Origin of the sequence: Nodularia sp. UHCC 0506, assembly GCF_034931045.1 — a bacterium.
Classification (GTDB): domain Bacteria; phylum Cyanobacteriota; class Cyanobacteriia; order Cyanobacteriales; family Nostocaceae; genus Nodularia.
The window spans coordinates 1-14,655 of the sequence record NZ_JAYGHH010000066.1 but is presented as its reverse complement, the minus strand read 5'-3'; the positions used below and the strand labels follow the sequence as shown (position 1 = coordinate 14,655).

The window sequence follows — 14,655 nt, the reverse complement described above, 5'->3', positions numbered from 1 at the left end:
ATTCTGAAATTACTAGCAACCGGAAAAAACACACCCGCTGGACATCGCCAAGAAGAAGGGGCATTAATAGCTGCGGCACTAGCAGCCCTACCACCACAACGAGGTTGGGATGTATTGCAACAATTACGGAAAAGAGGTATTAATAATCGCCGGAGTAGAGCGATCGCTCGTGATTATCTTCAACAAAGACGTGACATTAACTTTGATGCTGTCAAATATCGTTCTAAATTTAGAGCGATCGCTTCCCATGCACACCTCACCCTTCCAGGAGAATTAGGTAACTTCCTCTTTGGTAAATGGAAACAACGAGTTTATCAAACCGAATTATTCGAGACATTTCGCCAAGCACACTATAGTGCAGAAGCAGTTTATCAGCTACCCTTCACTGTGGCTGAAGGTTTAGCCGCAAAACACGGTATTAAACGTGAGGTCTTTTTGTCCCGCATCCAAGACAAAATGACCTTGAACGAAAAATTGCGATCGCAAACTTCAGCCAACCGCACAGCAGTAGAAATTGACATTAATTTAGGTCGTCTCCCTCTGACTCGTTTAGCACTGTATATCCTTTCTTTACCATTGGATACTCGCAAACAGCAATGGGATATCTTCAATCAAGCATTAGAGAAATCTGCGGCTTTCACATTAAAAAAATCCCCCATCAAACTTGGACGAGTAGCAGCAGTTCTAGATTGCAGTTACTCCAGTTCCGGTTCAACTGAAAAACATCGTCGTCCTTTAGGAGTAGCCTTAGCCGTCCATTACCTATTAAAAGCTGCATCTCAGGAATACCAAGCTTTTTGGACGATACCCACTAATGATCCACTATTGATTCTCCCTCGTGGACAAACAGATTTAGCTACACCCCTACTTGATGCTTTAGATTGGGGTGCAGATTTAGTAGTCATCATTAGCGACGGTTGGGAAAACGACCCACCCAATGGTGCATCAGAAATTCTGCGTATATATCGCCAACGTTTAGATCCTCAACAAAAAACTTCCATTGTGCATTGTAATCCTGTATACAATGCCGATGATTTTTCCTTACATCTCCTCAGTCCCGCAGTTCCCACAGTTGGATTACGAGATGCAGAAGATTTACCGACAATGTTGGGTTTTGCCAGATTTGCTGAAGGTTCAGCATCTTTAACAGAATTAGAGGAATATTTAGCAGCGCGAGTCAAGCAAATGTTAAGTGGATAAGATGTGGAGTTTACATCCCCCATACAAAAGTCCATATACTAAATATGGTGTTGCTTAAAAATAATAAAACTAGACACACTATTATATGGCATCCAAAAATAATTTATTAACAGACATATCACTTAAAGGATTAGAAATTGCCCCTTCTCAGGTATGGGGTTCAGTCCGTATTGTGCCATTATTGCGTCGTCAGGTTCGTAACGATTTACGCTTACTACGTCGTAGCTATAATGAAGATTTAACAGTAGTTTCCTTAGCAGGAGAAATCACAGCACCAGGAATGAAATATTTCTCCTATATTCCTCATGGATTAGTATTATCTTGGACTGATGATGGTAGTCCTGTGGGTGCTTTTGGGGGACAACTTTTGAAAACCGACGGTAAGCAGCTAAATTGCAATTTTGCTAGTGTGCGATTAATGCACCGCATGGTAAAACGGGAATCTAAGAATCAACTGAGATTTTTACCACTGCATTTAGCAATGGAAGGCTTTTTATCAATCTTCTTTGAGGGGCCTGATATTGCTTGGCGTGAATATTCTAAATATGCCCTTTCTCATGGTCTGGGTATTCGTATAGAAAGCTCTTTTAGGGGGCGTTATATTGCTGGACTTGAAGATGCTTTGCGAGTGTTTGAAATTCATTCTCAACAGGTGGGGGTATTGGTGTTTGTAGCAGAAGCATTGGCATCAGCTTTTGTAGTTCCTACACCAGAAGATTATCGGCTTTTACACAAGAGTTTATTAGAAGATTTTTATGGTGAACTATTGTATCAATATGCTTTACTTCACGAGACAACTTTTCCGATGAGTGTATCTTTAGATGAGTCAAAAATTAATGATTTAACAGCTTTGAGAGCAGCAGTAGAAAATATGCGTGCAGATTGGGCATCTTTTCAGGGGTTTATGGCAGAAGGACTGCTAGGACGTAGGTTGGTTTCTCAGAGGGTTTATACTGCTGGTTCATTTATATTACAGCGATTTATTACTGACCTCAACCCCAAAGAAGAGAATCATATTGGAGAAGCAATTATTCGAGAGAATGGTGAATTGGAGTATTTGAAAACTTACCGTTTATCAGGAATGCAGACTCGTCGAGTGTATTTGCTGAGTCAATTAGCGGAGCATAATTGGAATTTGGATGCTACAGCTAGTAAATTGGGCAATACACGAGAGGAATTTGTGCAACGTTTAGACAAGGTAGGTTTTGGTTATTTACTCAATGCAGAAGTAAGACAGGCAGCACTGAAGAAAGCCAAGGGTAAAAGGTGAACACTACGTAAGTAACAGCATATTCCATAAATTTGTGCTTTGTAAAGCTAACATCCGTGATGATTCCTAAATCACCTAATTCAGAAAATCCAGGGGCTGCAACTATTAAGGTAAGCGCTGTTGAAGTTCCTGAGTTGTCAGAGGAACAAGAGCGCGATCAGCCTAACGGCATTGCTCCGCTTACCGTCTACACCTAGAACGGAAAGTGGAGAGGGCATTCTATGAAGCTGGGAAAGCTTTGATGGAGTTGCGAGACAGGTGGCTATACCGTTCCACTCACCGGACATTTGAGGAATATTGCCAGGATAGGTTTGGTCACAGCCGCCGTCAGTCTTATTTATTGATGGATGCGGCTGATGTATTTGATAACTTGTTAGAAAAATGTGATCCATTGGTTATATGCACGTAAATAAATCCTTTAAACAACATCAACATCGTTCTTGCAAGAGATTGTTGCACAACGTTGTATAAAGAGTTTACAGATTTATCCAACAACGTATACAATGTTCACCCCCTTCAGAACCAAACAAGTGAACATATATGCAAGTCAATAAGGGAATAACAACCGAAGGAAGAGAAATTTGGATGGTTTTAAATGATGATTACTCTCCCGTAATTCCAATCTATGACTATCTGCGTTACTTAGAAAATAAAAATTACTCACCAAACACGATAAAAGCTTACGCTAGAAATCTGAAGCTTTATTGGGAGTTTCTGGAATCAAGAGAAATTGATTGGATTCAGATAACAATTTTGAAGCTATCCGAATTTATACATTGGTTAAAAACTTCCTCTTCAAAAATAATTAATTTATCTTCACCAAGGATGGGAAGAACAGAGAAGACTATTAATCATATATTAAAAACCGTTAAATCATTTTATGAATTTCAGACGAGATTGGGAGTTACTGAACCTATTAACTTCTACCAGGCTAAAAGAATAGATCCTTCTAAAATGAAGTACAAATCGGTGTTACATCATACACAAACAGGAATCATTAAAACCAATATTCTGAAATTGAAAGAACCTAGAACTTTCCCTGGATGCCTGACAAAAGAACAAGTACGTAAGTTGATTGATGCTTGTAACAATATTAGAGACAAATTTTTAATCTATCTACTGTACGAAACAGGGATGAGAATAGGAGAAGCATTAGGGCTAAGGCACGAAGATATTTTCTCCAAAGGAGTTAATGAAATTCATGTAACCTATAGAGATGATAATGCCAATCATGCTAGAGCCAAAACAGGAAGTAGAATAATTCATGTCTCTAAAGATTTAATGCGAATGTATTCAAACTATTTAGTAAATAATTATCCGGAAGTGGACAGCGATTATGTATTTGTCAATTGTTGGAAACATCCATTGGGAGAACCAATGACAAAATCCAATGTGGATAATTTATTTATTCGTCTAGCTACAAAAACAGGAATTAAAGCTTATCCCCATATTTTGAGACATACTCATGCTACAGAACTAATTAGAGCAAATTGGGATATGGCTTATGTACAAAAACGGCTAGGTCATTCTGATATCCAAACAACAATTAATACTTATGTTCATCTCACTGATGAAGATTTAGCCTTAAAATACCAAGAATATTTGGAGAATAAAAATCATGATTGAATCTGCACAAATCAAATCTTCATCATCTCCATCTCTTGAATTCAATCCAACTGAATTTTTTGCATCTGATATATGGACTGCTGAGAACTTAGGATTAAGAGTATCTCCAGGTAACATGGAGAGTAAGTTATATTTTCATCGCATCAAGCAACAATGGTTAAAAGATTTAGTGAAAAAATATATTTTTTATCGCAGCATCAATCTACAATTTTCCAGTCTTTGTAGAAATTTAAAAGCTCTCAAGAATTTTGGATTATTTTTAGCCAAGTTTTTGCCAGAATTAATCAATGCCAATCAAATTAATGAAAAAACTTTAACTGAATACTACATCTACTTAAAACAAAAAAAATTTAAACCGTCCCATTTAAAAAAGGAATTAATTACCCTAAAAGTGTTTCTAGATGTAGGTAATACTCAAGATTGGTTTAATGTTTCCTATAGATTCTTAAATGATTGGATAGCCACAGCAAATAGGGATATAAAAGTAATACCTCGGTTTATTCCTAATGATGTACTTCAACAGCTTAACCAGCATCTTGAAGCTTTACCAGAACCAGTTCAACGAATGGTGTTAGTGATCCAAGAATGTGGATTGAGGGTAAGTGAGCTTGTTGGTCTAAATTTTAATTGTTTACAGGAAGATGCTAAAGGAGGATGGTTTATTAAGTTTATACGGTGGAAGATGAAAAAAGAAGATATTATTCCTATTTCCAATGAACTAGCCGGAATAATTAAAGCACAACAAAACTACATCATTAAGGCACTAGGGCAGGATTACAAATACTTATTTTGCACAACTAGCAAGTATTTCAATAATGAAGATTTGGCAAATTTTAATCCTCAGCCAATAATCATGTTATCTCCAAGGTTTAATCAATATTTAAATTGGTTGGCTAAGAAGTTTGAAATTCGTGATAGCTCTCAAGAAATTTGGCATTTCCAAAGTCATCAGTTTCGTCATACTGTAGGAACTAAAATGATTAATAACAATGTTCCACATCATATTATTCAGCGATATTTAGGACATAGTTCGCCAGCTATGACTTCAGTATATGCTCGCATTATGGATTCTACTCTCAAACGAGAAATTAAAAATTATCATAGCAAAGTAGTGAATATTTCTGGACAAGTCATGGAATCAAAATTTCCCGAATTAGACAATGATACAGAACTGCAATGGATGAAAAAGCAAGTTTTAGGTGAAGTTTTAGCTCATGGTTATTGTGCTTTACCTGCACATTTAGACTGCTCTAAGGGTAATGCTTGTCTTCAGTGTGGTGATTTTCGTACTACCAAAGAGTTTTTAGATAAACACAAAGAACATCAAGAACGTACTCGTAAAGCCTTGGAAGTAGCAACCAACAACAACTGGAAGCGCCAAGTTCAAATTAATGAGGAAGTTCTGAGTAACTTAAACAAGATTATTAATGAGTTGGAGAAAGATTTATGAATGAGGCTAAAAATAAACGTTTAGCTGCTTTGAGTAATGCTGCTTTAGAGAAAAAACGTTTAGCTGCTGAGGCAACAGATAAAGCTATTAGAAGCTTAACTAGCTCCAATCAACCGATAACTGTAGCTAATGTAGCAAGATTAGCTGGAGTTTCTACGAGTTATATATACAAATATCCAGATTTAAGAGAAAGAATTAATTCACTGAGAACACAACAACATCCAATTAGATTGGCACAAAAGAAGTCAAAATAATCGCTCAATGCTCATTCAAGATCCAGTAATTAGAGAACGGGTTAAACAAATTTCTCAGGAGTTAATTGGTGGATATGAACCAGAAATTAGATGAAAAACAAGTACGCTTTCAAAGCGAAAATACATCAAATCGCTTAGGACACATAGCTTCCAATTTAGCCAGGCTGAGAACATTTTGTACTACTGCCTACCCTGAAGCGGTTGAAAGTGTTGCAGATGAAACTATGTCTTTTATCGAATGGACGGCCGCAGACATTAAACCGGAATATGCCGAAGAATTAGTTAACATTCAAGTTCAACTAGCACGATGGAAATTAAAGTTTGATAGTCTTTGGTCTGATGAGAGCAAACGCAGAAATATGTCTGAGCAAGCTAGTGTTTGGTCAGAGCGAGTATTAGATATGTCAGGTTTGTTGTCCGAATCTATTTAAAACTTTTGCACAAGGCATTAGATAGTGACACACTCCACACACTGATCTGAGTACCGTTTACCGTTTTAGTGGGAGGCTTACGGCGAAATAGCTAAAATAAGTCAACCGTTAATTTACCTTTCCTGGCAATTCCCCAAACTTTGGACTCCACCATCCTTTGGCTGTATTAAAGTAAGCCACATCCTTATGTTTTTTATCCTGACGAGATTTAGGATCTGAACACCGAAGCATTGTTTTCTGCTGCCCATCCTTAATATAAATATACTCCTCCAAAGGCTTTTGACATACAGGGCAAGGATGCGAAGTTATTTTGGCTGGAGGTTTTGATTCGCTTTCTTTGCTACGGGGTGCTTCCCAAGTCTTAGAGCGATCGCTCCAAAACAACACCACATTTTCACAACTACTGGTACATTTAAGGAAATACTTTTTCTTAATCTTAGTGCTGGGTATTTTAGACATCAAACTATTGCACTGAGGACAGTGAGTTTTGGAAGTTTCAAACTTACGCTCAAAAAAAGCTGTACCATTTGATGCACCTGCAACTAAGGTTTTAGCTTTGGAGAGTGCAGGTACAAAGTAGTCCTGATTCCAACCGCTTAGATATTGCTGCCAGCCCTGTTTTCCATCAGCGATCGCATCCAGTGCATCTTCCATTTTGGCTGTAAACTCAGCTTCCAGTAAATCAGGTAAAGCCTTCTGCAAAAACTCATCAACCTCTAAACCTAAAGTTGTGGGTTGCAGATTATCTTTTTTCAACTCTACATAAGCCCGTTTTTTAAGAGTGGCTACAGTGGGAGCATAGGTACTGGGGCGGCCAATGCCTTTGCGTTCCATTACTTGTACCAATTTTGGTTCGCTGTAACGTGGCGGCGGCTGGGTTTGCTTCTGCTCATGTCCCGCATTTTCCAAGGTTAGCGCAAGTCCTTGTTTTAAAGCAGGTAAATCTGAATCTTTGCTGAGATTATTCCAGTAACGAGCGTAACCGTAGAACTCAATTACTTGTCCTCTGGCCTGCCATAACAGGTTTCCTGACTGGGTGATTATTTGAGTTTTGCGGAGTTGGGCGGCTTTACATTGAGATGCGATCGCCCGTTTCCAAATCATTACGTACAGGTTAAATTCATCAGGTGGTAATTCCGCACGTAGTTCTACTGAAGGGCGAAACACATCTGTAGGACGGATAGCCTCATGTGCTTCTTGAGCCGACTTGCTGCTACGGTGTTTGGCTACCTGCTGCGGTACATTCTCCGGGTCGTTTTGTTCTAACCATTTACGGGCGCTGGTACAAAACTCAGGACTCAACATCACCGAGTCTGTCCGCATATATGTAATCAGCCCAGCCTCATATAGCTTTTGTGCCACCTGCATGGTTTTATCAGGGGAAAACCGCAGTTTGGAACCGGCTGCTTGCTGAAGGGTAGAAGTGGTGAATGGTGGTGGTGGTTGACGATTAACGGTTTTCCCTTCGATTTGGATAATTTTGTGAGGATGTTGCCGCGCTTGTTCAACTAACCGTGTCGCCTCAGCTTCAGATACAACACGTTTAGATTCTGGTTTTTCTTTGCTACCTGTAGCTGCATCATCATTAGTGTCAGTTTCTTGGTGCTGCGCTTCTGGGCGAGAATCAGTTGTCCCGTTGTAGAAAGCCCGAAATCCTTCAGCGTAATCTACAAAAACATTCCAGTAGTCCTGGGGGACAAAAGCTTGAATTTCTCTTTCTCGCTGGCAAATCAAATGTAGGGTGGCACTTTGGACTCTCCCAACACTTTTTGCACCGTTATTCAATGCCCAAACCAAGGGACTGCCTTTGTAGCCTACCAACTTGTCCAGACAGTCTCGGCACAGCCCCGCACCCACCAAGTTAAAATTGAGTTTTCTGGAGTTAGCGATCGCTGACCGAACCGCCGATGCCGTAATTTCCGTATAAATCACTCGTTTGGGTTCTTTCAATCCCAAAACTTCCTTGAGATGCCAAGCAATTGTCTCACCTTCTCGGTCTGGGTCTGTTGCTAAGACGACTTCATCAACCTGCTTAACTGCGGCTTTGAGTTTCTGGATAGTTTCTTTAGCTCGTTGATCACGAGGGATGTAGTGACATTTGATATTACTTCCATCAATGCTGAATCCCAGTGAATCATCACCATCGTTACTCAGTTCTCGGATATGACCACAACTGGCGCGGACGATCCAATCTGTACCCAGAATTTGACTGAGTTTTTTCACTTTACCAGGGGATTCAACTACAAGAAGATGCTTTGGCATGGCAGATGCGCTGTGATTACTTTATATTGAGTGTTTGATTATTGCTAAACAATTATTTACTGTATTTTAGTATAAGTGTACTATAATGGCGATTTTTTATTTTAAGGCTTAATGACTACTTAAACTATAATGTCCACTTTACCAAATCTCTCACAACAACAAGTTAACGCTACTCCCCAGTATGAAACTATTACAGGAGTAGTTGAGCGTCTGACCTTTCACTCGGAAGAATCCGGATACACTGTGGCGCGTCTGGTGCGTCACCGATCTAAAGATTTAACTACAATCGTCGGTAGTTTCGCCAACATTCAGCCAGGGCAGACACTTGAGTTAACAGGTTTTTGGCGTGAGCATCCGCAATATGGCCCACAGTTCCAAGTCACAAATTACAAAGAAACAAAACCAGCAACACTCACTGGGATTGAAAAATACTTGGGCAGTGGACTCATAAAAGGGGTTGGCCCAGTCACAGCCAAACGCATCGTTGCTCACTTTGGTTTAGAAACTCTAGAAATTATCGACAACCAAATCGACCGCCTCATTGAAGTTCAGGGTATTGCCAAAAAGCGAGTCAAGCTGATTAAGAACGCCTGGGAAACCCAGAAAGCCATCAAAGAGGTGATGATATTCCTGCAAAGCCACGGTGTTTCTACGACGTATGCAGTCAAAATTTACAAGCAGTACCAAGATAAGGCGATCGCAACAGTAACCAAAAACCCATACCAGTTGGCAACCGATATCTACGGGATTGGTTTTCTCACTGCTGATAAAATTGCTCGTAACCTGGGTGTACCCTCTGACTCCGAGTTCCGATACAGCGCCGGAATCATCCAGGCCCTGAGTGAAGCTGCTGAGGATGGTCACTGTTATCTGCCCCAGCCGGAATTAATTGAGAAAGTGAGCAAGTTACTAACAACAGATGATCATCAACCAACTGAGGATGCGATCACTGATATTATCAAACAGATGTCAGCTAGGGAGGAACTGATCAGAGAATTTGTTAGGGACAGCTACAAAGAGAAACTACTCCTGTGCTACAAACCGACATTCTTCCACACCGAACAAAATCTAGCACAATTGATATCCCGGAAATTACGCCAGCCAATTGTACAAGATATGCCCCGTGTTCGGGCTTGGATTGAGCACTTCACCGCTAGTCACAAGATTCAACTATCGCCACAACAGCAGCAAGCGGTAGAGAAAGCAGCTTACTCTCCAGTCATGGTTCTTACTGGTGGGCCAGGAGTTGGCAAGACCTTCACTACCCATACGATTGTCAGCTTGTGGAAGGCAATGGGCAAATCCATCGCCCTGGCTGCACCAACTGGGAGGGGTGCACAAAGATTAAGTGAGATGACAGGGCTGGAAGCTAAGACTATACATCGCTTGCTAGAATTTGACCCTCGTTCAATGGGCTTTAAGCGTGATCATGAAAATCCCCTGCCTTATACAGCTATCATCGCGGATGAAGCTTCGATGTTGGATCTATTCCTGGCACACTCCCTGGTAAAAGCAGTAGCTGGTAGAGCGCAACTATTACTTGTTGGTGATATTGACCAGCTGCCTTCAGTTGGCCCTGGTAAAGTGCTGGCTGATATGATTACATCGCTGCAAGTGCCAGTAGTCCGGCTAACGCAGGTATTCAGGCAAGCCCAGCAGAGCGCAATCATCACCGCCGCACATCAAATCAACCAAGGCGATTATCCAATGATGGAACCGATTTCGGACAATCCTGTGTCAGACTGTCTATGGCATGGTGGGGGTCATCAGCCAGAGCATGGGGTACAGGCAATCTGTGAGTTGGTGAGCGATTTCATCCCCCGGCTGGGCTTTAATCCCGCTACTGATATCCAGGTTCTTTGTCCAATGTCACGGGGATTGGTTGGAACTCGGAATTTGAATGCTGTATTGCAGCAGCTGATTAATTCTCCCGCACCAGAGAAAACCGAGATTAACCGGGGTGGGATGATTCTGCGGGTGGGCGATAGGGTAATTCAGCAGATGATGGCAATTGAGCAAAGAAGAAATGAACTCACCCAACAACTAAATCGAGAACCAACAATGCTCGAATTAGCTGTTGATGTTGAAAAAAGTGAAGCTGAGGTAGCTCAAATTCAAAAACTTGGTCAACGAGCCAAACAAAAGATGGTGACAGCAAATCTGCGCCTAGTGGTTTCCATTGCCAAAAAGTATCAGAAGCGCAATCTAGAATTTTTGGATTTACTGCAAGAAGGGGCAATAGGTTTACAAAGAGGGGTGGAAAAATTTGACCCCAATCGTGGCTACAAGTTATCAACTTATGTCTATTGGTGGATCACGCAGTCAATCACACGGGCGATCGCGGAAAAGTCCCGTACTGTTCGCTTGCCAATTCATATCACTGAACAACTCAACAAAATTAAAAAAGTACAGCGAGAACTGTTTCAGAAACTTGGTCGTCCGGCCAGTATTACAGAAATTGCTGAAACTTTAAACTTACAACCAAGACAGATTAGAGATTTTCTCAGCACCTCTCGTCAGCCAATTTCTTTAGATGTCAAGATCGGAGATAATCAAGACACAGAACTTAATGCACTTTTGCCAGATGGAGGCATATCTCCCAACGAGCATATCACCCAAGAACTTCTGCGCCAAGATTTGAATAGTTTATTAGCATCTCTCAAACCAACACAGCGTGAAGTATTAATTTTGCGCTTTGGATTAGAGAACGATCAAGAACTGACGTTGGCTCAAATTGGCGAGAAAATGAATGTCAGTCGAGAACGAGTTCGTCAAATCCAGCAGCAAGCAATCACTGTTCTACGTCGTCAACAACCTGAAATTGAACAATATTTATTTTCTTGAGCAAGAGGGATAATTCAGATGGGGATTCGTCCCCACCTGAACAAGAACTGGTTTATTACTATTCGGTTGTGCTTTTTATAGCGTATAATGTCTTTTAAAAACTATCATCTGCAAAGGTATCTATAGATGGGCTAAAGGTTTGAAGTGATGGGTGGAAATTTAATCTTGCTGGGTAATTATCTGTTTGTGATACTTCAATTTTAATTGTCTGCTGTTCTTTATCATCAAAAAGCAACTGGGTTTGATAATTTGTCCAGAACTGTTCACCTAGTTCATCTTCTAAATCAAAAAGCTGTTCTTCATCACCCCAGATATTCGACCAAAAAGTTATCTTATTAGCCCGAAAATGATTTTGGCCTTTTGTATCTCCAATTACAAAACATACGTCAATATTTAAATCAAACCCCAACTCATCAACTTCAGTTCCTGCTATCTGACAACTAACAACGATTAAGGTATCTGGATTGACATTCACTACCTGTTCTTGGCGTTTTAATAATTCTTGTAATACAAAGTCAGGTAACAATTTGGAACTTTCTTCAATAGCATTTTTTTGAGTTTCGGGCGAATAATGGTTTTTTAATACTTGCCTTATTGAATTCAACAGATATTCAGTTCCTAAATTGATAATTATCTTTTTATTTATGGTATTAATGGAACATCCTTGATTAAGATTAATATGTTTTTTAATTGCCATAATTCTCTAAAGTTGTGTTAATGTAAGCAGCTTATAACGGATTAATTTAATTGCGGTCAACTTGGACTTAAAAATCGCTATAAGTTACAGATATTGTGGAAAAAATTTTGTGGGAAACATCTAGACAAATGGATTTATTCCAAGCTATCATTTTACTTCGAGAGGTTAATTTTTACTCTAAATACAAAATATCATCCCCCCAGCTAATAATCAATATTACTACAAATCGAGTAAAAATCCAAGCTTATACTTAGACAGTCGCTTGAAATTTATTGAGTAAATCTGTGCGTCTAGCTTTATGTAACATTTCGATAATTGCTGTTTTAAGTTGATTTTTATTCCTGCCATAAGGAGCCTTCAAATCATTTTCAATAAACTCTTCTAATGTTAATTGGCTGGATATTTCCAGCCTGTAAATCATTAAATCTACTTGAGTTTTAGGCTGGGTTTGAGTTTGAGTAGTTTGTACTTGTGTTGCTTGTTCAGAAATAAAAGTACGAGAATCACGGTCATACCCCGAATAATTTGTCAATTGAGGCATAGGAAACCATTGATTGTAAGTTCCGTGAAAAATTGCTCTTTTTACAGGAGATTGGCGACATATTGCCTTAATTTCGTCAGAAGTTAAGCGTTTGTCGTTGGGAATAATGTGCGCTCTCAGGACTTGCTCTGATGCCGATATTTCGTTTTCAGCAACAATGACAATAGGCGTAAAAATTGACTTTTCTCCACCATCAAAGCCAATGCCTGAATTGTGAGCATTTTGAGAAATTCCCCAAATTTTGATTCCACGAGAATCACCAGAACTGCTATAACCAACCATCTTAGACTTGACCCAGTTCAAGGCTCCTTTGACATTAGTAAGGGTTTTATTCGTAGCTGCCATTTCATTAAATATTAGCAGCTTTAAGCCTGTACCCGCATCAAATTTGTCATAAGCTTGAAAGCACCTTTGAACCCATTCGTAAACCTGTACTGGATCGTGGGTGCAAATATTTAAACGAAATAGATAATCAACCTGTCCTTGAAAATATCCAGTTTCTTTGGGATCATCTTTGGGATCAATGAAAAATATTGTGCAGTTAGAATGAAGTTTTTTTACCCATTCCAGGGCATTGCTGACAAAATAATCCTTCCCTACTCCTGGCACACCAATGATTAAAGAATTTTTCAATACCTCTGCCATCTTTTTGGCTAGGTCTGGTATATCTTGTTGAAACGTGACTACATGAGTTTGGTTTGGGGGCATTGGGTTTTTCTCATTCGATTGAGCGCTCATGCCGAAGCCAGAACGAGATTGGAGAAGGCCATTCGGGTTATTGGAGATGGGATTATCCTTTAAAGATAAGGAAGAATGTGGATGAAAAAGTAATCCTTTGGGGCTAAACTTTTGCTGCATTTCCAAAAAGTTTAAGGCATCCGTGCTAGGACTATAGCTATTGTTTACTGCCCACTGCACTTGTTTGAGAACTTCTTCATCCCCTACTTGTTTGCGGAAGTCCCGAAAATCTTGTCCTTTGAGAACATGAGCAACGCAGCCGTATTCATTAATAGCAATCTCATTCCGATTAGTTTTTTGGGTGCGTTGCCACGCCGAATAAAAACTATAAGCAGCGACTAAAACCCCACTAGGAAGAAAACCAGTACCGGAAGCAACAAACAACCCCGCAATTATTCCTCCAATAATGATGAATTGGGAGTTATTGCTGTCCACTGATTGCGTGGCTATATTCTGCCATTCTTGGGGTGTGAGTTGGCGAGAATTAGGGTTGAATGCAGACATCATTTCAATTACCAAAAATGTAAAACACAACTAATCCGATCAAGGCACACACTACTATTTGCTTATTTTTTAGTCGTAATCCGCACCAAAAATGTAAAATTTTTTGACCTAAATTTGGCTGCCAAGGGGCTTTGACTTTCATCCTACCTCCGTGAATTAACCAATGGGCAAAGGGACAAAGCGGCAGAACATCACTTACTAATTTCTCGTTCCCCAAATTTGTGTAACCAATCCCGGTATGATGAATGGAATATCGGTAGTATTTTGATTTGTAGCGGCCAATCCGCATCCAGGGAAACATTGAGCATCGGTTGTGGCAAGCACGTAGCCAATCTTTGTGTTTTGCTCTCCACTCCTGAGAATTTATGTAGGAATGATATTGAGATGGAGTTAAAGATTCTTTCATAATTTTCATGTTTTAACGTGAATGAGCCGCCTTCATGTAGTAAGCTATTTCACCCAACCAAAACAAAAACCTGATAATTAACTCAACTCCGAATAAAGTTGCTAAAAGCAAGAACACGTTTGCCCAAATAATTTGGTTCCACTGCCCAGAGACTAAGATAAACATTAATCTGCCAAAACCACCATTTACAGGAGGATAAACAACGGTACAAATTAAGAAATCTACTGCGTAAACAAACAGTGAAAGAGTTCTGGCTTTGGTAATCGTTAGTGTAGGGAAGTTATTGTACCAACGCTTCAATGCTATCAAAGTCGGGTCATCACCATCACGTTCCGCAAACTTTTCTGAAGATTGCAACTCATTGATAATGGTTTTCATGAAAACGCGATCGCGCTTGAGAATGACTGGAAATACTTCAATGGTTTGGATAGC

The 14,655-nt window shown here is 39.8% G+C and carries 12 protein-coding genes and 2 pseudogenes; 9 read left to right on the top strand and 5 right to left on the bottom strand.

The annotated features are described in order from the left end of the window. The 7 genes and pseudogenes from VB654_RS23320 to VB654_RS23290 form a co-directional block, all read left to right on the top strand. Positions 1–1,200: hypothetical protein (locus tag VB654_RS23320; RefSeq protein WP_323216207.1), on the top strand; the 1,200-nt coding region annotated here is incomplete at its 5' end. A gap of 85 nt (positions 1,201–1,285) precedes the next feature. After that, complete coding sequence (locus VB654_RS23315; RefSeq protein ID WP_323216206.1) at positions 1,286–2,470, top strand: ARPP-2 domain-containing protein; 1,185 nt, start codon at positions 1,286–1,288, stop codon at positions 2,468–2,470. Positions 2,471–2,529: 59 nt separating this feature from the next. Further along, positions 2,530–2,855 (top strand): annotated as a pseudogene (locus VB654_RS23310) (hypothetical protein); the annotation flags it as partial. Positions 2,856–3,010: 155 nt separating this feature from the next. Beyond that, positions 3,011–4,096, top strand: coding sequence for a tyrosine-type recombinase/integrase (locus VB654_RS23305; RefSeq protein WP_323216205.1), 1,086 nt, complete (start codon positions 3,011–3,013; stop codon positions 4,094–4,096). Continuing rightward, the gene (locus VB654_RS23300; RefSeq protein ID WP_323216204.1) at positions 4,089–5,546 is read left to right on the top strand and encodes a tyrosine-type recombinase/integrase; all 1,458 of its coding nucleotides are present in this window, start codon (positions 4,089–4,091) and stop codon (positions 5,544–5,546) included. Before VB654_RS23305 ends, VB654_RS23300 begins: the two co-directional genes overlap by 8 nt. Continuing rightward, positions 5,543–5,800 carry a DUF6262 family protein gene (locus tag VB654_RS23295; protein ID WP_323216203.1) on the top strand — a complete coding sequence of 86 codons (258 nt, stop codon included), beginning with the start codon at positions 5,543–5,545 and terminating at the stop codon, positions 5,798–5,800. Before VB654_RS23300 ends, VB654_RS23295 begins: the two co-directional genes overlap by 4 nt. A 74-nt stretch (positions 5,801–5,874) precedes the next feature. Beyond that, positions 5,875–6,231 (top strand): hypothetical protein, encoded by a 357-nt coding sequence (locus tag VB654_RS23290; RefSeq protein ID WP_323216202.1) that lies wholly within the window; start codon positions 5,875–5,877, stop codon positions 6,229–6,231. Between the two features lie 108 nt (positions 6,232–6,339). On the opposite strand, the gene topA is transcribed toward VB654_RS23290, so the two are convergent. Further along, the gene (topA, locus tag VB654_RS23285) at positions 6,340–8,493 is read right to left on the bottom strand and encodes a type I DNA topoisomerase (protein WP_323216201.1); all 2,154 of its coding nucleotides are present in this window, start codon (positions 8,491–8,493) and stop codon (positions 6,340–6,342) included. A gap of 129 nt (positions 8,494–8,622) precedes the next feature. On the opposite strand from topA, the pseudogene VB654_RS23280 reads away from it, so the two are divergent. Beyond that, positions 8,623–10,434 (top strand): annotated as a pseudogene (locus tag VB654_RS23280) (AAA family ATPase); the annotation flags it as partial. Between the two features lie 24 nt (positions 10,435–10,458). Beyond that, positions 10,459–11,337 carry an RNA polymerase sigma factor, RpoD/SigA family gene (locus VB654_RS25290; protein WP_416235706.1) on the top strand — a complete coding sequence of 293 codons (879 nt, stop codon included), beginning with the start codon at positions 10,459–10,461 and terminating at the stop codon, positions 11,335–11,337. A gap of 94 nt (positions 11,338–11,431) precedes the next feature. Here VB654_RS25290 and VB654_RS23275 read toward each other — a convergent pair whose 3' ends face one another. From VB654_RS23275 to VB654_RS23260, 4 genes are all read right to left on the bottom strand, one after another. Then, on the bottom strand, positions 11,432–12,034 hold the full coding sequence (locus VB654_RS23275) for a hypothetical protein (protein WP_323216199.1): 603 nt from the start codon (positions 12,032–12,034) through the stop codon (positions 11,432–11,434). Positions 12,035–12,284: 250 nt separating this feature from the next. Next, positions 12,285–13,820: a hypothetical protein gene (locus VB654_RS23270; RefSeq protein ID WP_323216198.1), complete on the bottom strand. Its 1,536-nt coding sequence runs from the start codon at positions 13,818–13,820 to the stop codon at positions 12,285–12,287. A 1-nt stretch (position 13,821) separates the two neighbouring features. Continuing rightward, positions 13,822–14,223 (bottom strand): hypothetical protein, encoded by a 402-nt coding sequence (locus VB654_RS23265; RefSeq protein ID WP_323216197.1) that lies wholly within the window; start codon positions 14,221–14,223, stop codon positions 13,822–13,824. A 12-nt stretch (positions 14,224–14,235) separates the two neighbouring features. Continuing rightward, positions 14,236–14,655 (bottom strand): hypothetical protein (locus tag VB654_RS23260; RefSeq protein ID WP_323216196.1); only part of this gene is annotated, 420 nt, incomplete at its 5' end.

Coding starts and splice junctions, on each gene's coding strand:
- VB654_RS23315 (WP_323216206.1), top strand. CDS start 1,286: ATGGCATCCAAAAATAATTTATTAACAGACATATCACTTAAAGGATTA.
- VB654_RS23305 (WP_323216205.1), top strand. CDS start 3,011: ATGCAAGTCAATAAGGGAATAACAACCGAAGGAAGAGAAATTTGGATG.
- VB654_RS23300 (WP_323216204.1), top strand. CDS start 4,089: ATGATTGAATCTGCACAAATCAAATCTTCATCATCTCCATCTCTTGAA.
- VB654_RS23295 (WP_323216203.1), top strand. CDS start 5,543: ATGAATGAGGCTAAAAATAAACGTTTAGCTGCTTTGAGTAATGCTGCT.
- VB654_RS23290 (WP_323216202.1), top strand. CDS start 5,875: ATGAACCAGAAATTAGATGAAAAACAAGTACGCTTTCAAAGCGAAAAT.
- topA (WP_323216201.1), bottom strand. CDS start 8,493: ATGCCAAAGCATCTTCTTGTAGTTGAATCCCCTGGTAAAGTGAAAAAA.
- VB654_RS25290 (WP_416235706.1), top strand. CDS start 10,459: ATGATTCTGCGGGTGGGCGATAGGGTAATTCAGCAGATGATGGCAATT.
- VB654_RS23275 (WP_323216199.1), bottom strand. CDS start 12,034: ATGGCAATTAAAAAACATATTAATCTTAATCAAGGATGTTCCATTAAT.
- VB654_RS23270 (WP_323216198.1), bottom strand. CDS start 13,820: ATGATGTCTGCATTCAACCCTAATTCTCGCCAACTCACACCCCAAGAA.
- VB654_RS23265 (WP_323216197.1), bottom strand. CDS start 14,223: ATGAAAGAATCTTTAACTCCATCTCAATATCATTCCTACATAAATTCT.